Annotated in this window: 22 protein-coding genes and 1 other annotated feature; of the genes, 1 reads left to right on the forward strand and 21 read right to left on the reverse strand. The window is 25.9% G+C overall.

Annotation, left to right across the window (positions count from 1 at the left end; translation table 11 throughout):
• Positions 1-40 precede the first annotated feature (40 nt).
• From I4V63_RS00845 to zapA, 21 genes are all read right to left on the reverse strand, one after another.
• Complete coding sequence (locus tag I4V63_RS00845; RefSeq protein ID WP_195999412.1) at positions 41-985, reverse strand: hypothetical protein; 945 nt, start codon at positions 983-985, stop codon at positions 41-43.
• A gap of 58 nt (positions 986-1,043) precedes the next feature.
• Complete coding sequence (locus tag I4V63_RS00850) at positions 1,044-1,856, reverse strand: TerC/Alx family metal homeostasis membrane protein (protein ID WP_195999413.1); 813 nt, start codon at positions 1,854-1,856, stop codon at positions 1,044-1,046.
• A gap of 154 nt (positions 1,857-2,010) precedes the next feature.
• A complete protein-coding gene (gene pulA, locus I4V63_RS00855; RefSeq protein ID WP_195999414.1) occupies positions 2,011-5,211 on the reverse strand; it encodes a type I pullulanase in 3,201 nt (1,066 codons plus the stop codon).
• 181 nt (positions 5,212-5,392) lie between these two features.
• Positions 5,393-5,806, reverse strand: coding sequence for a hypothetical protein (locus I4V63_RS00860; protein ID WP_195999415.1), 414 nt, complete (start codon positions 5,804-5,806; stop codon positions 5,393-5,395).
• Between the two features lie 173 nt (positions 5,807-5,979).
• Positions 5,980-6,531: a tryptophan transporter gene (locus I4V63_RS00865; RefSeq protein WP_195999416.1), complete on the reverse strand. Its 552-nt coding sequence runs from the start codon at positions 6,529-6,531 to the stop codon at positions 5,980-5,982.
• A gap of 118 nt (positions 6,532-6,649) precedes the next feature.
• Positions 6,650-6,903: a binding site (T-box leader), on the reverse strand.
• Positions 6,904-6,963: 60 nt separating this feature from the next.
• Complete coding sequence (locus tag I4V63_RS00870; protein WP_195999417.1) at positions 6,964-7,296, reverse strand: hypothetical protein; 333 nt, start codon at positions 7,294-7,296, stop codon at positions 6,964-6,966.
• A 115-nt stretch (positions 7,297-7,411) separates the two neighbouring features.
• Complete coding sequence (gene idi / locus I4V63_RS00875; protein WP_195999418.1) at positions 7,412-7,942, reverse strand: isopentenyl-diphosphate Delta-isomerase; 531 nt, start codon at positions 7,940-7,942, stop codon at positions 7,412-7,414.
• Between the two features lie 94 nt (positions 7,943-8,036).
• Positions 8,037-8,387, reverse strand: a complete 351-nt coding sequence (locus I4V63_RS00880) for a hypothetical protein (RefSeq protein WP_195999419.1) — start codon at positions 8,385-8,387, stop codon at positions 8,037-8,039.
• 51 nt (positions 8,388-8,438) lie between these two features.
• A complete protein-coding gene (locus I4V63_RS00885) occupies positions 8,439-9,215 on the reverse strand; it encodes a tetratricopeptide repeat protein (protein WP_195999420.1) in 777 nt (258 codons plus the stop codon).
• A gap of 38 nt (positions 9,216-9,253) precedes the next feature.
• Positions 9,254-12,130, reverse strand: a complete 2,877-nt coding sequence (locus I4V63_RS00890) for an SNF2 helicase associated domain-containing protein (protein ID WP_195999421.1) — start codon at positions 12,128-12,130, stop codon at positions 9,254-9,256.
• A 106-nt stretch (positions 12,131-12,236) separates the two neighbouring features.
• Positions 12,237-13,118: a DMT family transporter gene (locus I4V63_RS00895; RefSeq protein WP_195999422.1), complete on the reverse strand. Its 882-nt coding sequence runs from the start codon at positions 13,116-13,118 to the stop codon at positions 12,237-12,239.
• Positions 13,119-13,232: 114 nt separating this feature from the next.
• Positions 13,233-13,469, reverse strand: a complete 237-nt coding sequence (locus tag I4V63_RS00900) for a DUF1292 domain-containing protein (RefSeq protein ID WP_195999423.1) — start codon at positions 13,467-13,469, stop codon at positions 13,233-13,235.
• Between the two features lie 96 nt (positions 13,470-13,565).
• A complete protein-coding gene (locus I4V63_RS00905; protein ID WP_195999424.1) occupies positions 13,566-14,249 on the reverse strand; it encodes an amino acid ABC transporter ATP-binding protein in 684 nt (227 codons plus the stop codon).
• Between the two features lie 11 nt (positions 14,250-14,260).
• On the reverse strand, positions 14,261-14,881 hold the full coding sequence (locus I4V63_RS00910) for an amino acid ABC transporter permease (RefSeq protein WP_195999541.1): 621 nt from the start codon (positions 14,879-14,881) through the stop codon (positions 14,261-14,263).
• Between the two features lie 77 nt (positions 14,882-14,958).
• Positions 14,959-15,777 (reverse strand): amino acid ABC transporter substrate-binding protein, encoded by an 819-nt coding sequence (locus tag I4V63_RS00915; protein ID WP_195999425.1) that lies wholly within the window; start codon positions 15,775-15,777, stop codon positions 14,959-14,961.
• 131 nt (positions 15,778-15,908) lie between these two features.
• Entirely contained in the window at positions 15,909-16,922 is a 1,014-nt protein-coding gene (locus tag I4V63_RS00920; RefSeq protein WP_195999426.1) for a hypothetical protein, read from the reverse strand.
• Positions 16,909-17,373, reverse strand: a complete 465-nt coding sequence (locus I4V63_RS00925; protein WP_195999427.1) for a DUF523 domain-containing protein — start codon at positions 17,371-17,373, stop codon at positions 16,909-16,911. Before I4V63_RS00925 ends, I4V63_RS00920 begins: the two co-directional genes overlap by 14 nt.
• 77 nt (positions 17,374-17,450) lie before the next feature.
• On the reverse strand, positions 17,451-19,808 hold the full coding sequence (locus tag I4V63_RS00930) for an endonuclease MutS2 (RefSeq protein ID WP_195999428.1): 2,358 nt from the start codon (positions 19,806-19,808) through the stop codon (positions 17,451-17,453).
• A 20-nt stretch (positions 19,809-19,828) separates the two neighbouring features.
• Positions 19,829-20,164: a hypothetical protein gene (locus tag I4V63_RS00935; RefSeq protein WP_195999429.1), complete on the reverse strand. Its 336-nt coding sequence runs from the start codon at positions 20,162-20,164 to the stop codon at positions 19,829-19,831.
• A gap of 16 nt (positions 20,165-20,180) precedes the next feature.
• The gene (locus I4V63_RS00940; RefSeq protein ID WP_195999430.1) at positions 20,181-22,541 is read right to left on the reverse strand and encodes a U32 family peptidase; all 2,361 of its coding nucleotides are present in this window, start codon (positions 22,539-22,541) and stop codon (positions 20,181-20,183) included.
• A gap of 202 nt (positions 22,542-22,743) precedes the next feature.
• Positions 22,744-23,754 (reverse strand): cell division protein ZapA, encoded by a 1,011-nt coding sequence (gene zapA / locus I4V63_RS00945; RefSeq protein WP_195999431.1) that lies wholly within the window; start codon positions 23,752-23,754, stop codon positions 22,744-22,746.
• A 188-nt stretch (positions 23,755-23,942) separates the two neighbouring features.
• On the opposite strand from zapA, the gene I4V63_RS00950 reads away from it, so the two are divergent.
• Entirely contained in the window at positions 23,943-24,848 is a 906-nt protein-coding gene (locus I4V63_RS00950; RefSeq protein ID WP_195999432.1) for a radical SAM protein, read from the forward strand.
• Positions 24,849-24,857: the final 9 nt, after the last annotated feature.

Here is a 24,857-nt window from a genome sequence, read left to right on the forward strand (position 1 = left end):
TTTTTATATAAATTATTATTTTTTTATTAGAAATTATTATTTATATAATCATACTTATTGGTACAACTAATAAAGATTCACCAGGAACTTTAAATCTTGGTTGTTCTGGCAAATAAATCCCATTGCTAGAAAGTCTTTGCATCAAAGGAGAACAGCAACTTAAAAAGTTTTCATAAAAGTTCGCTTGTCCTGATTTTCTTAATAAATGGATACAATGATTATTATCACATTTTCTTATGACTTTTCCTATTACCGTACAAGGACATTCTTCATTATCATAAATATTTGCATAGGTACTAACGAAATTATTATTATTTACTGTTAAAACAACATCTGTATTTCCACAATTAATAATCATATCTTGACTGTTATTAACAGTTAAAAGTGACTTTAAGTAATCTACTTGCTTATACATAGTATTATAATTAAGTAGTGAATTATCTAAATCATTAGAAGAATTACATATACAATTTAAATTATCTGTTCCTAAACAAGAAAGTAAATTTGATAGACTATCTATGTATGACACCATAGACTCATTAGTAATATTACCACTTAATTTAATATAATCTCCAGAGTTTATTGTATCGATTGAAGAATATTCGGAAAATTCTTTGATTAAATTAGCTTCATTTAAACCTTGCAATAATTGTTGATGAATTTCAAAAGTTGTATAAATTCGTGTTAATTCTTCTTCACGTCTAATAAATCTTCTACCTTCAACAGATTGATTATCCTTATTTAATGTTGTTATAGTATCTGCTTCAGTAAAATTTTTACCTTTATATCCATCTCGCTCATCGCGAATACATCTATCTTCTCCATAATGTTGGTTCGATCCTTCATTTCCAGTTTTAGCACTTAAGGTTCTATCTTCAATAAATCTCGAAGTTCTTTTTTCTATAAATCCATCAATAACTAGTGAATTTAAATTCTTAGTCAATGATTCATCTAGATAAATAAGTAAATCAAGAGCATCTGCCAAAGAAGTTACCTCCTTATTAATTAAAAAGCCTCATATTATATTATTCTAAAGTAGATAATTAAGTACGTAATAATGAAAATAAAATACTAGTTAGTAATATAATCGCTATTACAAGGAGTGAAATTATTGTTGAAATAGTTATTCCAAAGAACGCTATAAATAATTTTACTCCTGTAAACATTAAAATAAATGCTACTCCATATTTTATATATTTAAACATACTATTTAATTTAGCTAAAAGAAAATACAAGCTTCTTAAACCTAATATAGCAAATATATTAGAACTATAAACAATATAAGGATTGGTAGTAATAGAAAAAATAGCTGGTATTGAATCCATAGCAAAAATAATATCTGAACTTTCAATTAATACTAAGATTAATAGTAATGGAGTTGCATGTAGCACTCCATTTTTACGTACAAAAAAACATTCACCACATAAATCATCAGTAACAGGAATTATCTTTTTCATAATTTTTAATACTTTACTATCTGAAAAATCAACAGCTTCTTCTTTATTGAATAATATTTTCATACCACTACAAAATAAGAAAAATCCAAAAATATATAGTATCCAATGGAATGTGTTTACTATTGCAACTCCTAAAAAAATAAACATAAACCTTAATACTATTGCACCAAGTATTCCATATGTTAAAACTCTTTTTTGATATGAAATGGGTATATTAAAGGATGTAAAGACAAGTAAAAATAGAAATAAATTATCTACACTTAAACTTAATTCTATTATGTATCCACCAAGAAACTCTAATCCAGGTTCTGCTCCAAAAATAACATAAATAAAAATATTAACTACAATTGCTAGGCTTACCCATAAAGCAAAATTTTTTAATGCACTTCTCGCTTTCAAAATATTTCTCCTTTATAATTAATTCACAGAATAAATATATGATTTAAGTAACTGTTTTATTTGTTAATAATTCAAAAAGTAAGATTAAAATAAAATTTAATCTTACTTTCTTTTTTAGTTTTAATATTTTTAATTGTAATTACTACTATAATATTTAATTGAAATTTATATTGTTGCATAAAATCATAATTGAATATGATTTTAATCCTGGAATTTGATTATTAAAAACGGTATTTATAATTTTCATTCCAGCAGTATTTTCATTTGCGATAATATTCCAATAACCACTGCTAGAAGATGGGATATAGTTGTTTACGTCATAATTATCAATATTTGTTCCATTATAAACAACAACTACTTCTCCTTTGTTATAATTATTTAAATTAATATGCTGAATTAAAACACCACAATTTTCACTATTACCAGCAAAAATAAAGTTAATATTATTTTTTATAATTTCAGGATCTCCAACCTTAAAATGTGGTAGACTTTTTCTGATTTCGATTAATCCTTTATTATAATTGAAAACATCTATAAACTTTTCCTTATCATTCCATTTTATAGAGTTTATATCATCACTGCTTTTATAGCTATTATGATCACCTTGTTTTGTTTTTAAAAATTCAGCTCCATATTGAATAAATGGAATACCTTGTGCTGAAAATATTATTGCCATTCCTAAAATATTCTGTCTAACAAGACTTGAACTTAAAGGATAATTAGGTATGTTTTTTCGATAATCACCAGAGTTTAAACTTGGATTTTGACTTTTTTCTATTTGATCCCAAATGGTATAATTATCATGAGCATCAATATAATTAATGCTTTCATTTGGCTTAGCTGTTAGGGTATATATAGAACCTTTTAACCCTTCAATTATGCTCCATGAAAAATCGGAACTGCAAGAATTGCCATTTATAAATCCACAAGAGGGACTATTATTTCCTCTAATTGCATCTCTAAAAGTATCATTAAATACAGAAAAATTTTCGTTTTTTTGTGATCCTTTATAAGTTCCATTAGTTAGTGGTGAGCTACCACCCTTCCATGGTTCGCCATATATTAAAAAGTTCTTATCAATTTTAGCTGTTTTTCGTACGATTTCCTTTGTAGTATCAATATCTAATAATTCCATTAAGTCAAATCTTATTCCATCTATTTTATAATCTTTAATCCAATGCATGCAAGAGTCAATAATAAACTTTCTAACCATAGGTTTTTCAGAAGCAAGTTCATTTCCACAACCTGAACCATTTGTATATCGTCCTAAATGGTCTGTTCTAAAATAATAACCTGGTACAATATTATCCATGTTAATAGTAGACATCATATGGTTATAAACCATATCCATTATTACTCTTATACCTTTTTCATGAAACTTCATAATCATTTGTCTTAATTCAATTATTCTTGTTATAGGATTATAAGGATTACTACAATAACTACCCTCAGGTGCATTAAAGTTTTTAGGATCATATCCCCAATTTCTGTTATTAGAGCTTGGAAAACGTTCATCTACAGAGCCAAAATCAAATACAGGCATTAAATGAACATGCGTAACTCCTAATTCACATAAATGATCTATTGCTGTTTTAATAGATTTACCACTATAAGGATTGCTATATATTGTGTTTTCTTCTACTGCTCCTAAATAAGTGCCTCTCAGGCCATCAATTACGCCTGAACTTTTATCAATAGTAAAATCCCTAATATGCATTTCATAGATGATTGAATCATCTTTATTCACTAATGAAGGTATACTATGGTTAATAAATCCTATAGGTTTAGTACTTCTTTCATTGATATCTAATACATAGCCTTTATCACCATTTACAGAAACTGAATTTGCATATGGATCAACTGCATATGTTACATTTTCTATAATTTCTCCATTTACATCTACATCTCTAAAATAAAGTTTATATAAATAATATAAGCCATCAGCATCCTCTTTATTTAAAACTGTAGAATAAACTCCAGTTTTATAGTCATATACCATTTGATATCTAGTTACGTCAGCTTCATGATTTATATACCAATCCTTGTATAATAATAATTCTACCTTTATGCTAGTAGGAGCCCATAATTTAAATGAAATTGAATTATTTAAATAAGTCACACCAAGGTCTTCTTTAGAGTAATAAAATTTATCTAAATAATCACGCATCAAAATTTTATATGGCCTATAGGTATTAGAAGCTGATACCAACAATAAGTCATTTGCACGAATATGATGAGGGAGGTTTGTTATAATAATCTTCTTTCCTCTTATAATTGAAGAGGTACCCTCTACTTTTTCACCATTTAAATAAAGTTCAAAATCAATTCCTAATAAAGGCTCACTAGTAAGATAAATTTTAACTTTGTTGGCATTATCCATTACAGCAAATTTTATATTAGTTTGACTTGCAACTAACGCATCTCTAAGAGATTTATAACTTCTATTATCTCCGTGAATAAGGTAAATATCTTTGTAATTACCTTTTAAATCATAAGTAATTGTCTGTTCTGACCAATAATTTATCCAATTATTTCCCCACTGTTTTTTTCTTACGATTAAGTAATCATTATTAATATAACTAGAAAAACCAAAGTCTGTGTTATAGGTAAAGTTTTTCTCTTCACCAGAAGAATTTTCACCAAAGCTCCAACAATTCCAGATAAAATCATTTCCTTCATAATTGCTATCTTCTATATAAAAATGAACTAAAGTTCCTTCATAATTATTATTTTTAACCTTTATTTTTTTCTTTGAAGTATACTCATTATTTATAGAAGTTCCATTGATAATAATTTCATATCCTTCTGGAACATTTTTATCAACAAATAAATAATTATTTTTAATTTCTATGCCAGGATAACTATTTTCTATGAACCAATTCATTTCAGTAAGGGAAATCCTGCCATATAGTCCTGTACAAACTCCTAATAATTCAACTGGTCGTTTATAAGTTACTACATTACTAGAAGAATAAATTTTTAAGACATTTTTAATAGGCTCCCATATAAAACTAAAGCTATTTTTTTCGCTACCCTCTGAATCTACCCATAATTCATTTCCATTAGCGTCAATTAAAATATATTTATATTTATATTTTCCAGGCTTCAATTTACTTGGGAATTTTATTTCTTTCATCATTTTCAATAAACCATCACGTGTATCTAATTGCCATATTAGCTTATATTCATCAGATTTATTCCAATTATTAAAATCACCAACTACATATGCATAAATACATCCATCATATTGTGCTGTAAAACGTATAGTATTGGAAATAGGACATAAATCAATTGAATACGTACCCTTTGGATTATCGTTTATTTCAATTTTTTCAATATAATCTGTACTTTTCATATATTACCTCTCAAATTAATTCTCGACTAAAGTTCAATATTTAATACTTATGAACTAAAATTTTATTTTATTTTATATTATATAAAATAATTGTATCATTTTTTCAAATTTTTTCCTATATAATAAAAAACAAGATAAAATAGTTATTTATCTTGCCTCTTTATTAAAACTTAATAATTTATTATTCGACTTGTGTCAATAATCTTTTCATTACATCCTTCAATTTATTATTTCCAAGCTCCTCATTAGCCATAACTAATACTGCTTTTATATCATTATCTGATGGTTCCCATTTGTAAGCTTTAAAGTCCATAATTGAATCTTCAGGTAAGTATTCTTCTAATTCAAATCCAAGTTCTTCAGTTGTTGCCATATATTCTTCAAATAATGAATCCTCATCCTCTTCATTGATATTTATACTTTCACTTATTTCTTCATTTAGCATATCAATACTAACACTTAAATTAAAGGCAACAATATCCTCTCTTTTAGATCCTTTACTCATATCTTTAATAACTTTGAATTCAGTATTTTCTTCAATAATATTTTTTATATCATTGCTATCTAAAACTCTATTTCCAAATGCAATATACATAATCCTTCCTCCTTAGATTAATGCTTAATTATACAAATAATAATTTCATATTCAATATTTTAAACACATAAAATGATATTTATAATGTATCAAAAGCAAGAGTAAATTTCAATATAAATAAGATATATTATAAAATAAAGAGCAAATATTTTAACATATTTGCTCTTTTAAAATTATATAGTTATAACTCTTTTTAATGATACATTAATAGCATGGTATAAAAGAAATCCACCTATTGTATTAATTAATAAAGCTGGTATAACAACTGTAAGAAAAAGAATTGTAAAGCTTGCAGGTAATCCTACTATAAGTTTTGCTGATAATAAAAATGTAGTACCGCTAACTAATGTTCCGATTGGAAAACCTAATAAAACTACGATATTTTTTTCAAGTTTAGTATTTAGTTTAGTTAATTGTGATACTTTATTTATTATCATAATAAATAAAAACATTATATTTACAGTTACTAATTTATCTATAATATTTGGTACTTGACCTCCAGGAAATTTAGTTGTTAACGCTGTAAATACTCCTGTTATTATAGCGCAAATAAGAGATGTTTTATAATCATTGTTGTTTATAATCATAATAATAAATAACATTGCTAATGCAAAATCAGGTTGCATTGGTAATCCTAGAGCTGGAGTAATTTGATGTAATATGGCACCTATTGCTAATAGTAGTGCATTTATGATCATTTTTTTTGTATTTAAATTTCTTTTCATTTTGAATTCCCCCTAAATATAAATAACTTTTATTAAGATTTTTTACTATTATGAATTTAACAAAACTTCATACCATATTAATCACCTCCTAATAAACAATAAAAAAACTCCGTCCTAAAAATAGGACGGAGTATATAATCCGCGGTACCACCTAATTTATGAAATTTAAGTATAAAAATTTCATCACTTAATCCAAGTACTATCATACTTGTCCTACTATAACGTGTAGGTTACGGTTTCCGGTACTAAGCAATGCTTTCCCTTTACTTCTCAAAGGCCCATTCATATAACTCCTTCTTGTTAAGATCTCACCATCCTTAACTCTCTTTAATGAAGCTAAGATATATTACTATCCCTTATCTATGAATTTAAAAGTTTTAATTTAATACCATTATATTCATAATTTGGTAAAAGGTCAATGATTATAAAAAACTATTTTATAGTTATATTTGATGCTGTTGGGAATAAATTATTATAAAATTTATCAAAACCATCATCTTCTATAAGAACCTCTTCTTTATCATTGACATAAAACTTATTCATTGTACTAATAATTAAATCAAATTTCTTTAAGTTATTTTCTTCAAGTAAAACAGTGTAAAGATATGATAAATGATTTTGCATGTACTTTTGTAGATTTGTTGCTTCTTCTTCAGTAATCTTACCATTTTTAACCAATTCCTTAATTGGACCGTTATTTAATGCAAAATAAGCAGAAGCTTTAGAAATATTAGCTATGTATTCTTGTGGTTTCTTTGTATTCATATTTTTTTATCCTTTCTAATGTATCTTAAAATAAATATATTAATCAATATAAAATATTTTATATTACTATTATATATCTTACAATAGCAATTAATAAATAAAGCTAGGTGACTTATTATATTCTATTTAGAGCCTCTTCTATTTCATTAATATGATTATTCATTATATATATAAACCAAAAAGTATATCTTTGTGGATTTAGTTTTATATCTTTTTTTAATTCTTGTAGTGAAATCCATTTATAATCTTCAACTTCAGTTGTATTAAAATTTACAGGGCCATTATATTTTCCAAAGAAAACATGATCAAATTCATGTTCGATTAATTCATTATCAAACTTAACATAATAAATAAATGAAAATACTTCATCAATATCTGTAGAAAAGCCCATTTCCTCTTTCAGTCTTCTATTAGCTGCATCTTTAGTTTTTTCATCTTTGTTAGGATGAGTACAGCATGTGTTTGTCCAAAGACTAGGTGAATGATATTTTCCACTAAATCTTTTTTGAAGGAGCAATTCTTTGTTATCATTAAATATAAAAACAGAAATTGCCCTATGAAGAATTCCCTTAATATGAGCATCCATTTTTTCTATGAATCCAATTTCCTTATCATTTTTATCTACACAAATAATAATTTCTTTCATTTATACTCTCCTAAAGTTTTTTTATATTTAAATATTAAAATAAAGCATAAGCGCCGATATTATTAACGGCGCTTATTTAAAACATATAAATGTTTTATTTTCTCCTAAGTAAAAGGTATAATCCAACACAACCAAGTAATGCTCCTATACTGGCACCTACTATAACTTTTGAATCTAAGTTTTTAAATTTTTCTATCATGCAATTATCATCACAGCCACAATTACATTCATTATCTATATCAGTTTCATCCTCATCTAGATAATCAAAGCTCTTATCATAATTTAAATCACTTTCATCACAATCAGATTTATAAAAATTTAATATTTCATCTTCACAGTTATTGCATGATTTGTAATAATCTCTTTGAGTAATAGCAGGGATTTTGATTCTTTTTGTTGCTGTATCCAAACTTTTACTTAAGTTTATTCCTATACTTTGGTACATAAGTATCACCTCAACCTTAGTATAAGCACTTTTTAATAAGTTAATTCAAATTTATAATTTTTCTATCTCTGCAATTTCTTTTATATATAATTCGTTAGTACTATCTGCTTGATGAACTATTTGAAGATAACCTAATGCATCTTCATATTGTTTTAAGGCTTTATAACACATTGCTATTCCAAAATAAACATCAATAGTACCTTCTTGTAAATCTATAGCTTTTTCATAACTTATTAAAGCATCAGTATATTGATGAATATTATAATAATATTCTCCTAATCCTATATATGCTCTACCTAAATTTTCATCTATATTAAGTGCATCTTTAAAATAAGCAAATGATTTTTCTAAGTTATTTTTATATTTTAAATATATCCAACCTATATTTACTAAAATATATGCAGTATCATTGTTGTTTAATGTTTTAGATTTTAAAATTTCTTCCCCTAATTCTATGGCATAATCATATTTTTCTAAATAAATATTTATATCCATTAAATAAGCTATTACAAAAAAACTATTAGGGTTTTCTTTTTTTAGTTCTAAGAAAATATTATTACTTTCTTTAAAATCTCCTAAATAGAAATAAGATTCACCTAAAAGACTTTTTACAAAGCTTATATTATTGCAGTTTTCATTTAATGCTAATTTTAAGGTTTGTATTGAATTATCATAATCTTCTAATGACATATAGCAATCTGCTATGTATGCATAAAAATCTGGATTATTGCTTTCTTTTAAGCAGTTAATAGAAAAGTTTAATGCCTTTTCAACATCTTCATTCATTAAATCATTGTATTTTTCTAAAAATTCTTTATTTAAGTCCATTTGTTCTCCTTATAGTTATTTATTTAAATAACATTAATTTATTTAAATAAATTTAGTATTTCATCTTCTGACAAATCAAATATATGATTATTTTTAAGTGATTTATCATCTAATATATTATTAATTAATTCTTTTTTTTCATTTTGTAATTTGATCACTTTTTCCTCTATTGTATCTTTAGCAATAAGTTTAATTACTTCAACTATTTTTTTCTGTCCAATCCGATGTGCTCTATCACTTGCTTGGGCTTCTATTGCTGGATTCCACCATGGATCAAAGTGAATAACAATATCTGCACTTTGAAGATTCAAACCAACTCCCCCAGCCTTTAAACTTATTAAAAATATAGATGAATCACTATTATTAAATTTAAATACTTCTTCATCTCTTTTTTTCTGGGATAGAGATCCATCTAAGTAGCAATAAGTTAAATTTTCTACTTCAAGTCGTTTCTTTATACTACTTAAAACTGAAGTGAATTGAGAAAATACAAGAATTTTATGATTTTCTTCTACAGCTACATTTAGTATATCTATTAATGTATCTATTTTACCACTTCCACCATGATAATTATCTAAAACTACACTTGGATCTAAAACTATTTGTCTTAGTTTCGTTATATAAGACAATATTTCGATTTTCCTAGATGAAAATTCATCATTTACTATTTTCTTTTCAATTAAGTCTATAACAGTATTAGTATACACACCATATACATCTTGCTGTTCTTTTGGAAGTTCAATTTCTATTATCTTTTCAATTTTTGATGGAAGTTCTTTCAATACATCACTTTTTATTCTTCTAAGAATAAAAGGTTTTATTAATTTTTTAAATTCATCTGAAAGTTCTTTACAGTCTAAATATCTTCTATAATACTTAACAATAAAAGTATCTCTATCAAATAAATATCCTGGTAATATAAAGTCAAAAATAGACCATAACTCAAGTAATGAATTTTCAATTGGTGTTCCTGTTAAAGCAAATCTATTTTTAGCATTAAGCTTTTTAACACTTATTGCGTTTTGTGAATTATAATTTTTTATATTTTGTGCTTCATCTAATATGATAGTTTCAAATTCAATATTAGTATATTCATTAATATCATTTCTTAATAGTGAATATGTAGTGATTAATACGTCGTAATTATTTGCATTACTTATAATTTTACTTCGATATTCTTTTGTACTATTTACTAAAGCTACATTTAATGAAGGGGCAAATTTAGAAAACTCTTGTTTCCAATTAAATACTAAAGAAGAGGGAGCTATTATAAGTGATGTTTTGTGCTTATATGATGATAAAAAAGCTATGGTTTGTATTGTCTTACCAAGACCCATTTCATCAGCAAGTATTCCTCCAAAACCAAGTTGTGATAAGGTTTTTAAATAGCAATAACCTTTATATTGATAGCTTCTAAGTTTCCCAATAAATTCCTTTGGTACTTCAAATTGTAATTTATCTATATTATTAAATTGAGTTTTTAAGCTCTTTAAACTATTTAGACCTTTTAAAAATTTAATTTTATTTTCTTTTATAAAGTCATTTGTATAAAGTCCCTTACTTTTATGGAATTCAATAGTATTATCTTCTATTATATTATCAGAATTTAAGTTGTCTATTAATTTTAAAAAGTTATTTAACTCTAATTCTTCTAAATCTAAGTATTCTCCGTTTTCAAGTTTATAATATTTTAAGTTATCCCTAAATGCTCTTAAAATATTATTTATTTCAAATTTAGGAATATCCTTTATTTCAAACTTTAATTCAAAATAATCATATTTTCCAACAGAAATATGCCCTATAATACTCTTATTATTAATAGTTCTAAGACCTTTAAAATTTTCAGAATAATATACTGTACCTATATTTTGAAGTTCATAAATTTTATTTTTGAAAAAATTAAAAATATAGTCATCACCAAAGGTTAAATAGAATTTACCATTAACATGATCAAAGCCCAAAGATTTTAAAAGTGAAATTACTTGACTCTCTTTATTATAATCTCGATATATTACTTTTTGATCATATTCATTAAATATATTAAATTCATATTTATCATATTGCACTTTTAATGTCATTAATATGAAATTATCTTCTTTATCAAAATAAAAGTTAAATAATGGTTTTGCTAAAACTACTTTTTCTTGTATATTTGAAGATAATATTAAATTATCACTTATATTATTTAAGGTAGGAATAAGTTGTTTTAAAATTCTATTCTCTTCTTCTTTTGAAAAAATAACTTTAGTATTACTTGAAAATATTTCATAGTAAGGTTTAATTTTATTTATAAAATCTTTAGTTGGTAAAAGTATAGTTGTACCATTAATCATAATATTAAAGTTATCATTTAACATTAATGGTAAATCAGAAAGTAACCTTAGTATATATTCATTATTTTTATATTCTAAATTCATTTCTAAATAAGGATTACCAATCAGTATTTCACAATCAACTGGACGGCTAAAAAAATTATCATTAAAATATACCCTATGGTCTTTTATGGTATTAAAAAATTCTTTCATTAAATATTTTGGTGGGTATATATATTTTCCATCAATAGTTCTGTCCTTTGGTTTAATATGCTTAAATTTCGTTCCGTCTATTTCAATAAGTTCATATATATAGTTAATTAATGCTAAGTCTTTACTAGAAAAAAACTGTTTATTAATATCAAATGTAAAATCATTACTATATTTTAAAGGAATATGATTTTCATAATAAACAAGAAATTGGCGTATATCTTTTATTATATTTAGTCTATTAGATGATGTTTTCTTTAATCCGATTTTAAATTCTACAGAAATTTTACTATTATAATCTATCTTATTTAAATATACTTCAATTTTTAATTCATCTTTATCTTCATTATTAAGAAGAATATCCAATATATTCATTTTTTCATTATTGTACATTATTCTACTCCTTTTCAAAAATTAATTATAGCATATAAAATAATTATATTAATACTATAAATGAAGGAGGTTGTATCAAATTTTATGATACAACCCCTCAAGAAGTTTATTTGCTTTCAATTTTATCTAATTTTTTATTATATAAAAACATATATAATGATACACTGAAGATCACTAAATATCCTATAACACTTAAATAATCAGGTAAAACTCCAAATAAAACGAAGCTAATTATTGCAGAGAATATAATATTACTATAATCAAAAATTGAAATCTCCTTAGCTTTAGCATATTTATATGCAATAGTAATTCCAAATTGGCCTACACTTGCAAAAACTCCAGCTAGTATTAAATATAAAAATTGTACTAGTGTCATCTTTTCATAAACCATTAACATAAAAGGTAATATTACTATAGTTGAGAAGAAAGAAAAGTAAAATACAATTGTATAATATTTTTCTTTTCCACCAAGTGCACGTAAGCATGTATAAGCTGCTGCTGCACAAATTGCACCGCAAACACCAATTAATGATGGAATAATATCGAAGTTAAATTGTGGTTTTATTATAAACAGAGCACCAATAAAAGCCACGATAATAGCTAGTCCTTGTTTGAAATTTATTTTTTCCTTTAAGAATAAGGCACTAAAAATAATTACAAAGAAAGGGCTAAGCTTATTAAGCATATTAGCATCAGATAATACTAATTTGTCAATTGCGTAAAAATTAAATACTATTCCTAATGTACCAAACAACGAACGTAAAATTAATGTTTTCTGATTTTCTAATTTCCCAAAGAAACTTTCTTTTTTTACTAAAATGATTCCAAAAGCAATTATACAAGATGTTATATTTCTAAAAAAAGTTTTTTGAAATGATGGTAAATCCCCTGATAATTTAACAAAGGCAGACATCATTGCAAAACCAAAAGCAGACATTATTATAAATAAAACACCTTTAGTTCTATTACTTAATATTAAGTTTTTCATAGTACCTCCTTGAATTTTTATTCAATATATAGATTATCATAAATAATAATAATCCTCTAGTAATAATTTAAACTAAAAAAATAAACAAGATTAAAAATCTTGTTTATTAAAGCATTAGAACTTTATACTTGATACTTGTCTTACCATATTTAGTTCATTTTCAGATTCAACTTGAACTAAGGTTTCGTTCCAATCTTTATCAAATTTAATTTTAAATATTTCTACATCGCTTTTGTTAGTAACTGGTGCCATTGCAACATACTCAGTCTTATTTATTAGCTTTTGCTCTAATATAGCATATTCTACCTTATTACCTTGATCATCTGTAAATTTCATTGTTTTTTCATTCATTATTAAATCGCTCCTTTTTTCAACATAGTATTAGTATTATATAAAAAGAAGAAAATTATTAATGTGTTTTGCAATAATATTATATAAAATTATAAATTAATTATTATATATATGCTTTTCAATAATTTTTCCGCAATCCATAGAGACAATTTTATCTGAGACAAGTTTAGCAAACTCCATATCATGTGTAATTATAAGCATTGACATTCCTTTTTTACTTAAGTTTCTTATTAACTTTGCAACATCTAAAGTAAGAGAAGGGTCAAGTGCTGATGTAGGTTCATCGAAACACATTAACTTTGGATTAAGAGCTAATGCTCTACCAATTGCAACTCTTTGTTTTTGACCACCAGATAATTCACATGGATAATTGTTAGCCTTATCACTTAAGCCTAAGAAGTTAAGAATTTCTAAAGCCTTATTTATTGCATTTTCTTTTTTTTCTCCTAAAACTCGTATTGGAGCTTCAATTATATTTTCTAAGACTGATTTGTGAGGAAATAAATTAAAATTTTGAAAAACTAAACCAACATCTTTTCTTATAAGATTAGCAGTCTTTTTATCACAATACTTACCATCCTTACATAAAGTGTTATTTGAAATATCAATACTTCCATCATCACATTTTTCAAGTCCGGTTATTATTCTTAGTAAAGTTGTTTTTCCACCACCAGATGGACCTACAATAACGACGATCTCACCTTCTAAAATATCTAAATCAACACCTTTAAGAACCAAAGTATCTCCAAATGTTTTTTTTAATCCTCTTATTTTTAACATATAAGCACCTCTTAACTATAATACTGATATTTTTTTTCAAGCTTGTCCAATAACTTAGTGAATATTCCAATTAGAATTAGATAAACAAGGCCTATAATCAAAAGTGGTAATAAGGATGAATCTCTATTACATGCTATTTTACCAACTCTTAATAGTTCATCTAAACCAATTACATAGACCAAAGCAGTATCTTTAACCAAAGTTACAATTTCATTAGCCACTGGAGGTAAAACTGTTTTAAAAGCTTGTGGTAGAATTATTCTAAAAAATGTATCAGTTTTTGATAACCCCAATACTTTTGAAGCTTCATTTTGTCCTACATCAACAGAAGAAATACCAGCTCTGAAAATTTCTCCAAAATATGCAGCATAATTCAACGTAAAGGCAATAATTGCAGCAGGAAATCTATCTATAACAATATTTAAGTTTGGCAGTCCAAAAAAGATAAAGACAATTTGTAAAAGAAGAGGAGTTCCACGCATTATTAAAACATAACAACTTGTTATTTTATTTATAACTTTTACTTTCGATAATCTCCCTAATGCTACAAGAACACCTAAGGGAATAGATAAGACTAATGTTAACGCAAATATTTCTAAAGTTGCCTTTAGGCCTACTATAACTTGAGGCATCAATGTAGTTGTATAATTAAGTATCTCTTTAAAAAAAGTTATTATATTTTCCAATTAATATTCTCCTCTCTTTAAAATTAATTTTCCTTGATAGTTATATCTTCACCAAACCATTTTTTAGATATTTCTGCCAATATTCCTTCATCTTGTAGCTCTTTATAAGCTTTATTAAATGCTTCTACCATTTCAGTATCTCCTTTTCTAATACCAACTCCATATTCTTCTTCACCAAAATTTTCATCTAATATATTAAACTTATCTTCACCCTTTAAGCTTATATAGTATCTTACTAAAATTTCATCTGCTACAACAGCATCTATTCTACCAGCTTCTAAATCCATTAATGCTTGGTTATTATCTTCGAATGTAATTGCACTTCCACCATTAAAGTTACGATATAAATCTTCTTCTTTTTCCATTGCACTTATAGCTGAAGATTCATTTTGTGCACCAACTTTTTTTCCTTTTAAATCATCTTTAGTTTTTATATCACTATTGCTTAATGTAACAATAACTTGTTGATTCTTTAGATATGGTACTGAAAAATCAACCTTCTTTTTTCTATCATCGTTAATTGTATAACCGTTCCATATTAAATCTATATTACCTGAATTAAGCTCTGTTTCTTTCATTGTCCAATCTATTGGTTGAAATTTAACTTCTTTATTTAACTTAGTAGCTAAAGCTTTTGCTAAATCAACATCAAAACCTGTAATTTCACCATTTTCATCTTTAAACCCCATTGGAGCAAATGCATCATCCATTCCAACTATTAAAGTATCTTTACTTAAAGCACTTTCTATTTCGGTTGATTTTGAACATCCAAATAATGATATACTTAAAGATAATATACTTCCCCCTAAAATTATATTCTTTATTAAATTTTTTATTTTCATAATATTTACCCCCATTTATCGCTTTCTCTATTTAATACTTTATCACATTAAAGTGTTAAAAGCAATACTTTTCTATTTTTTTGTAAAAAAAGAAGAATAAGATATCTTATTCTTCTTTTTCTATAAATTTATTAACCTAATATATCAGTTAGATACTTTCTTAGTTCAATATCTAATGAATTATCTCTTAAATAAAGTAATTTGCTATTAATTTCTTCATCTTTATCATGTAAAGAATAAAAACTTAATGCTGCTTTTAGTCTTAAATCCTCTGTTACTGAAGATAAATCAAACTCACCATCTTCATCCTTTAATATTAATGATAATTCTAAAACTTCATCACTTAATGCTACTGCTTTTAAGAATATTAATTGTTCTCTTGTGAATGTACCGACATTATTTATTATACTTAAAGTTATATCATACGCTGATTCAATATTATTATCATAAATGTATTTTTTAAAGTATACTTCTAAGGTTTTTAAAACTTTATTATTATTTTTTACCTGTGATAAAAATCCTAAAGTTGATATTATATTTTCATCACTAAAACTATCCATAATATAAATTATAGAATCTATAATTTTATCTTCTTCTATTCCTTTTGCGGCCATTTTACAAAGTAAGTTAACAGCTTTAATACTATTTGCAGATTTATCATTTGCTATTTTTAATAATTCATCAACACTATATTCATTAAAAGAATATAGTATAGTTAATACTGCATTCTTTACAGCTGTAGGCCATTCACCTAAGCCATTATATCTACCTTTTAAATATGATGGTTTTGAAATCCCACCGTATAAAAATTCTGTTAATGCTGATATATTTTCAATTCCTATTTCCTTTGCAGCTTCTTTAGAATAAAGTTCCATTGAATCAAAGTTTTGAGACTTATCAACTACCTTTAATATTTCACCAGTTATAAGTGCTTTTAATTCTTCAGGAGAAAGATGTTTTTTATTGTGATATTCTTCAACATGATCAATAACAAAATTATAATTAAAACCACTTTCAGTAACTATTTCTGAATTCATTTGATCATTAAATTCATCTTCATTAATTTCTTTTATATTTAAAGCTTCATCTAAAGCTATTTCATCATTTTCTTCTTTTTTTCTTTTAAAAAAATCAAATATACCCATTTATATTACCTCCTAAATCCTTTTCACTAATTACTTCTATAGATGCTTCTTTCAAAATTTTTGCTGTAATCCCCATTCCAGATATTTTAGTGCCATTAAAGTTTCCGTCATATATGTAATTAACGCCACAAGAAGGGCTTCCTTCTTTTAATATTGCTCTTTTTATATTTAATTTCTTAGCAATATTTAATACTTCTTGTGCACCTTTAATAAATTCTTTACTAACATTATCTCCATTTTTATTTATAATAGTAATGTCTTTCTGTGAGTTTTCTTTAGAATAATTTATTATCTCACTTGGAATACGAGGTGTAGGTAATCCCCCTAACTGTTCAGGACAGACTAATATTGCTTTTCCTGAAGCAAATAACTTATCGCATATTTCATTATAATTATTAGCACCATTATATTTACAATTAACACCACATAAACATGCGCTTATTAGATACATAAAATCCCTCCTTAGTCTGCTTTAATTATAGCATAATGAGGAGGGGTTTCAACTGAATTTACATTAATATTTTATCTCTATTTTAATTCAACAATAGTAACACCATCTCCACCTTCACCATATACACCAAGTCTATAAGATTTAACATGTGGATGTCTCTTTAACATATCATTAATAGCCTTTCTTAAGATACCAGTTCCTTTACCATGAACTATTGTTACTTCACCTAAGTTACCAAGATAAGCTTCATCTAAATATTTATCAGTTCTATAACAAGCTTCTTCAGAATCCATTCCTCTTAAATCGATTCTACTATCAACTGATTTCAAGTTTAACTTAACCTCTCTTTTTTTCTTTTCCTTTTTCTTAGGTTCTTCTGGTACTTTACGTAAATCTTTTAATTTTACATTGATTTTCATTATACCAGCTTCTACTTGTACTTCACCTTTATTATCAGGGGTGGATACTATAATAACTCTTTGATTTAATGAAGGTAAAAATGCTTCCATACCTAAATTAACCTTACTAATAACTTCACCAGTATTTTCTCTTGATTTAAACATTGCAGCTTCTTTTTCTTCAAGACTAGTTTTTAATTTTCTTCTTTCTTCTTCTAATCTATTTCTTCCGCCTTCTGCAATTCCCATTTTTTCAAGTTCTCTCATAGCTTTAACTATTTCATCAGCTTCATCTTTTGCTCTAGAAACAATATCTTTGGCTTCTTGTCTTGCTTCATCATAAACCTTGTCTCTAACAGTATCTAATTTTTTTAATTTTTCTTCATATTTTGATTTTAATTTTTCAGCTTCTTCTTTTATATGTTTTGCTTCTCTAGCATCTCTATTAGCGATAATACTTTTTTCTTGTAGATCTCTAATTAAGTCTTCAAATTGTAAGTTTTCTTCAGACATAAAGTTTTTAGCATTAGCTATTACATCGTCATTTAATCCTAATCTTTTTGAAATTTCAAATGCATTAGACTTACCTGGAACACCTATTAACAATCTATAAGTAGGTCTTAATGTTTCTACATCAAATTCAACTGAAGCATTTTCAACACCAACTGTACGAAGTGCATATCCTTTTAATTCACTATAGTGAGTTGTAGCTATTATACGAGAACCTCTTTTAGTTAAAGTTTCAATAATTGCTACGGCTAAAGCAGCTCCTTCAGTTGGATCTGTACCAGAACCTAACTCATCGAATAATACTAAAGAATCAGAATTAGCATAATCTAAAATTGACACAATATTTGTCATATGAGATGAAAAGGTAGATAATGATTGTTCTATACTTTGTTCATCACCTATATCAGCAAATATATCTTTAAAAAATCCAATTGCAGAACCATCTTTAGCTGGTATTAAAAGTCCACTTAATGCCATTAAATGTAATAAACCAACTGTCTTTAATGTAACAGTTTTACCACCTGTATTTGGTCCTGTTATCATTAAAGTTGTAAATTCATCACCTAAATAAATATCAGACGGAACTACAACCTTTGGATCTATTAAAGGATGTTTTCCACCAATTATATCAAAACTTCTATCTGTTCTTACAGTTGGCTTAGTAGCATTTAAAGATGATGCATATTTACCCTTTGCAAATATAAAATCAAGTTCTCTTAATATATCTGCATTACTTCTTAAAATATCGATATTATCGTATACTTTGGCAGAAAGTTCACTAAGTATTCTTTCGATTTCAGCTTTTTCTTTTAGCATTAATTCTTTTATTTCATTGTTTAAGTTTACCAAGCTAATTGGTTCGATAAATAAAGTAGCACCTGTTGAACTTTGGTCATGAACTAAGCCAGGAACAGCTCCCTTATATTCAGCTTTAACAGGTATTACATATCTATCTCCTCTCATAGTGTAAAGAGAATCCTGTAAATACTTTGAATTACTTCTAACAATAGAATTAATCTTTTCTCTAACAGAAGAATTTTTTTCCTTCAAACTTCTTCTAATGTTATATAACGTACCACTTGCTTTGTCACTAATTTCTTCTTCAGAAATAATAGCAGTATCTATTTCTGATTCTAAGTTTTTTAATGGAACTAAAATATAAGCTAAGTCTTCAAGATTTTTATACCCAATCTCATCCTCTTTTCTAGCAACATATTCTTTAAATCTTCTTGAGCATCTAAGCATATTCCCTATTTTCATTAATTGCCCAGGATTAAGAGTTCCACCTTTGCCAGCTCTCTCTAGTTCCTCTTTAGTTTCATGTAATCCTTCAAATGGAGGTGTTCCTTTGCGAATTAATATATCTAGAGCTTCATTAGTTTCTTCAAGTTTCTTTTCTACTTCAAAAACAGAATCATATGGTGTAAGGAAATCAATAAGTTCCTTACCACCACTAGTTACTGCATATCCTCTTAATTTATTTTTAATTTTATTAAATTCTAAAATTCTTAAAGTTCTTTCCTTCATAAATTTCTCCTATACAAATGCTATTTTTTTAATTCTTTATTTAGCTTTTGATTATTAATAATTAATGATATTGTAACTATTGCACTTATAATTAATAATGCAATATTAATTATATTTTCATGATTATGATTTTTACCAATAAATGATGAAATTAAAATTAGCATTTCACATACAGTAATAGCTAATAATATTATACTTCTTTTCCAATTTGCCTTAACTTTTGCAGTAGTATTTATTTTTTCATTATAAGTTAAACTTTTAAACCAATCTGTTTTTAGAACAGAAGAAGAGCTTCGCATTTGGAAAACACCAAAAATAAATATAATAATTAGAAATACTATGTTCACTATTTTCATAATAACCCTCCTAAATTTATTCTATACCCCTTCTAAATTGACCTTTTGTATAATTAGCTTTATCATATTCAGTTTTACCTAAATACATATTTAAAACATCTTTTACTTCATTATAAGTTTCATCCCTAAAATCAAATCTAAAAGTTTTTATTCCTATATCTTTTAAGTAATTAGCTTCATCAAATAAGTTTAAAGGTACAGGATTTAAAATGTAGCTTCTACAGAATAAATCTGTCATTACTCTTAATCTTTCATTTACACGGTCTATTAAAGTGAATTTATCCCTAGTACAAATAGCATTGCAATCAACATTTGTTTTTCTCCCACCAAATGTACTTCCTATTGGACAATATTCACTTATCATCAATTCAGGTTTACCATAAATTACATAAGCATTATTACCTTTGTTTTTACGTAGTATTTCTTTAATTTCTCCTCTATTAAGTTCCATACTTAAAGTTGGAATAGAAATCTCTGATTGATAAAATTCTAAGCTTTGTGTATTCATTATGTTAAGTTTATAATCACCTATAATTTGAAGAGAATTTCTATATAAATTTATTAATCCAACGTTAGAAGTTATTATTCCTTTTATATAAGGTTTAACTTTTTCTATAACACTACAAACTTTATTAAACTCACCTTTAATTATAGATGAAGTCTTTATATATAAGTTAATATTTCCATTGTACTTTTCAAATGTATCAATTATATCTGAAAATCTTAATGCATTTTCTTCTCTACTAAAAATATCAAAGGCAATATTATTTATATTACAATCTAGTAAGGCATTTAATTGATTCTTTGTAATACAGCTATAAAGTTCTTTTGGACCATCTACTGTAGCTTTAGTTTTTTCAGATGAAGCTTCCTTTTTTATGGGACGTTTTCTTCTTGATTCTTTACAAATGCTTTTTATAAGGCTTTCTATAGAATCTCTTCTTAAATTATTTAAATCAGAAACTCTCATAAATCCATCTTCGAAATCTGTAAATTCAACAATATTTAATTTAAATGGTACATCACCTGATTTAATTAATGCTTCTTTTATTCTCTCTTTATCTAAAGGACGCTTTTCAGCTTTTTGTACAACTCCACCAGTAAAGCAGTAATCTTTTCCTTTATATATTATATTTAATTCTATAGGAGAACCTACAACAAATTTAACAGTCGCATTTAAAGATATTTTTTTAGCATATGGTTTAATATAATTTTCTAACTCATCAAAAAGCTCTTTATTCAAACTTTTATACAACTGCTCACCATTTTTATAATTAATAGGGAAAAGTTTAACTATGTCTCCTCGTTTAGCATTACTTTGCTCTTTGCCATTAATTAATATTTTACTTACAGTGAAGCCTTTATCTGCATGACGTATACCATCCCCTAAAGCAATATCTGCTTTAAGTTTAATTTCCCCATTTTTTTCTACTTGCCCTAGAGGTACACCTGTATTTTTTGGAGAATTAAAACTCATCATATCTTTGCCAGTATTGCTTTTTAAGTAAGCATTAGTAAAGCCACTTCTATTAAATAATTGTAATAACTGTCCTTTACCTTCTTGTTCATTATATTTTTTCTTTAATATAACTTTATCTACAGCTTTTCTGTAATTATCAACTACACCAGCTACATATTCTGGTCTTTTCATTCTTCCTTCTATCTTTAATGAGAAAGTACCAGTATCAACGATATCCTTAACATCTTCAATTGTGCACATATCTTTTGGACTAAGTAAATATCCTCTTTGTTCACCTGACTTTTCACCTTGAAGTGTATATTCCATTCTACAAGGTTGAGCACATCTACCTCTATTTCCACTTCTTCCACCAATTATAGAGCTCATTAAGCATTGCCCTGAATAACTTATACAAATTGCACCATGTACAAACATTTCAGTTTCAATCATTAATTCCTTAGAAATATACTTAATTTCATCTAGAGACATTTCTCTTGATAAAACTACTCTGTGAAATCCCTTTTCCTTAAAGTAAATAGCCGCTTCACCATTATGTATAGTCATTTGAGTTGAAGCATGAATTTCTAAATCATCATATTCTTCTTTTATTCTTTTAAATAGACCTAAGTCTTGAATTATTAATGCATCTGCACCTATTTCATAAAGATAACCTACATATCTAACGGCTTCATCAATTTCATTTTCTTTTAATATAGTGTTTAATGTAACATATATTTTTACTCCATAACTATGAGCATAATCAATTGCCTTTTTCATATTTTCGTTATCAAAATTTGAAGCATACGCTCTAGCTGAAAATTTATTTCCTCCTAGATACACTGCATCTGCACCTTTATTAATTGCTGCATATAAGCTTTCCATACTTCCAGCAGGTGCTAAAACTTCAATTTTATTCATAAAAATCTCTCCTAAGTTTCAATAATAATGTTATCATTCGTAAAAATGAATTAGCAAAATAAATTTATAAGTTTTATTTTACTATTCGCTCACTAAGTATTTACTATTCTCATACTTATAAAATAAACTACTTACTGTTATAACATAATTAAATATGTTTTTCTACATTAATTAAGATAAGCCTGCTCATGATTGAACAGACTTATCTTAATAGTGGATTTTTCTCTCTTTTTTCAACCGCTAAATTGAATTGACTATCCATTAACTTCTTTTCTAAATCTAATACTTTGTATTTGAAGTTTTGTAATTGGAAATTAATTTCCTTATTGCGAGATTTGAATAGCTCTTTTTTATTTAATGCATCTTGCAAGTCATTTTCTAAAATAGAAATTTTATTTTCTAAAATATTTTTTTCTTCTAAGTTTTGTTTGATATTAAGTTCTTTAAACTCTTTAAGTTCAGCCTCTTTAAATTTAATACACTCATTTAAAGTTGATATATTTTCCTGTAGTTCTGCATTTTGATTAGTATAATCTTTAATTTTTAAATTGAAACTTTCTATTTTTTCTTTTAAATCATCAATTTCATCGCTAAGCATAACATTTATTTTTTGAGTTTTTTGTAACTTATTTGAAAGTTCATCATACTCTTCTATAGCAACTCTACTATTTATTTCTTCTGTACAATTTTTAATGGTTGTTTCTAATTTTATGTTATCAGAACTTAATTTTTGAACTTCTTCATTTAAGGTATTATTTTCAAATGTTAAATCATTATTTAATTTAGTTAATTCTTCGATTTTTTTCATTAATTCTGAATTAAGTGTCTTTATATCTTCGTGTTCTTTTAACTTTTCTTCCATTTGGAATATCATTGAATTTAAGGAATCTACCTCGGCAGCTCTAGCTTTTGCAGTCTCATCTATCTCAACTTTTAATTCTCTTAAACGTTCTTTAAGTGTTAAATGACGTTCTTCAAGAGAATTTTTTTTCTTAGTTATATTTCCAATTTCTAAATCACATTTAAAAAGTTCATCTGCTATATTAACAGCAGTTAAAACAGCTGCAGAACTTGTACTAAGTTTTTTATTACTTCCAGAAATTTCTCTAATTTTAGTATCAACGTAAGCTGCAACGTCTAACAAATATTTTTCGTCTTCTTTTCCTCTTAAGTTGTATTCGACACCATTTATTATAACCGTTACCGTATTCATCTTACACCTCTCAACATTTTGATTATGAGTCAATTATACCACAAATAGCAGGAAATAACTATATAATACCTTAAATTGATTAATTCATTATAAATTGCTATACTTTTAATAACTATCTTTTCATTTTATGGTCGAAAGAGTTCATTAACTGAATTAAAAACATGAATTTCACTTATGAGGTGTTAAATATGAATGATATAAATTTATTAAATAGTTGTAATTTATGTATTAGAAATTGCAAAGTAAATAGAAATCAAAATGTTATGGGAGTATGCAAAACATATAATAAAATTAAGATTGCACGAGCAGATTTGCATTTTTGGGAAGAACCTTGTATTTCAGGGGAAAATGGATCTGGAGCAGTATTTTTTTCAAATTGCAATTTGAAATGTGTATTTTGTCAAAACTCTAAAATATCGCAAAATGGATATGGAAAGGAAATAACAATAGAGAGACTTTCAGAAATATTTTTAGAATTACAACACAAAGGGGCAAATAATATTAATTTAGTTACCCCAACCCATTATGTTCCTATGATTATTGAAGCTATAAAAATTGCAAAAGCAAATGGTTTAATTTTGCCAATAGTTTATAATACTAATTCTATTGATAATATAGATACTATTAAATTGCTAGAGGGATATATTGATATTTATTTACCTGATTTTAAATATTTTAATGATAAATACTCCTTGAAATATTCAAAAGTAAATAATTATTCAAAAAATGCTATTGAAATAATATTAGAAATGGTTAGGCAAGTAGGTACTCCAGTATTTGATGATAATGGAATAATGAAAAAGGGGGTAATTGTAAGGCATTTAATGTTGCCAGGATTACTTTTTGATTCAAAAAAGATTTTAGATTTAATTTATAATACATTTGAAGATAAAGTGTATATTTCCTTGATGAATCAATATACTCCTCTATATAATGCAAAGGATTATCCTGAAATTAACAAATCAATAAATCCTAAGGTTTATGATTCTTTAATAAATTATGCACTATCTATTGGTGTTAAAAATGGGTTTATTCAAGATGCTGGAACTGATACAGAAGATTTTGTACCTGACTTTAACAATAAAGGTGTTTAAGGGATAGTA

This window comes from Clostridium sp. 1001271B_151109_B4 (genome assembly GCF_015670405.1).
Taxonomy (GTDB): Bacteria; Bacillota; Clostridia; order Clostridiales; family Clostridiaceae; genus Clostridium.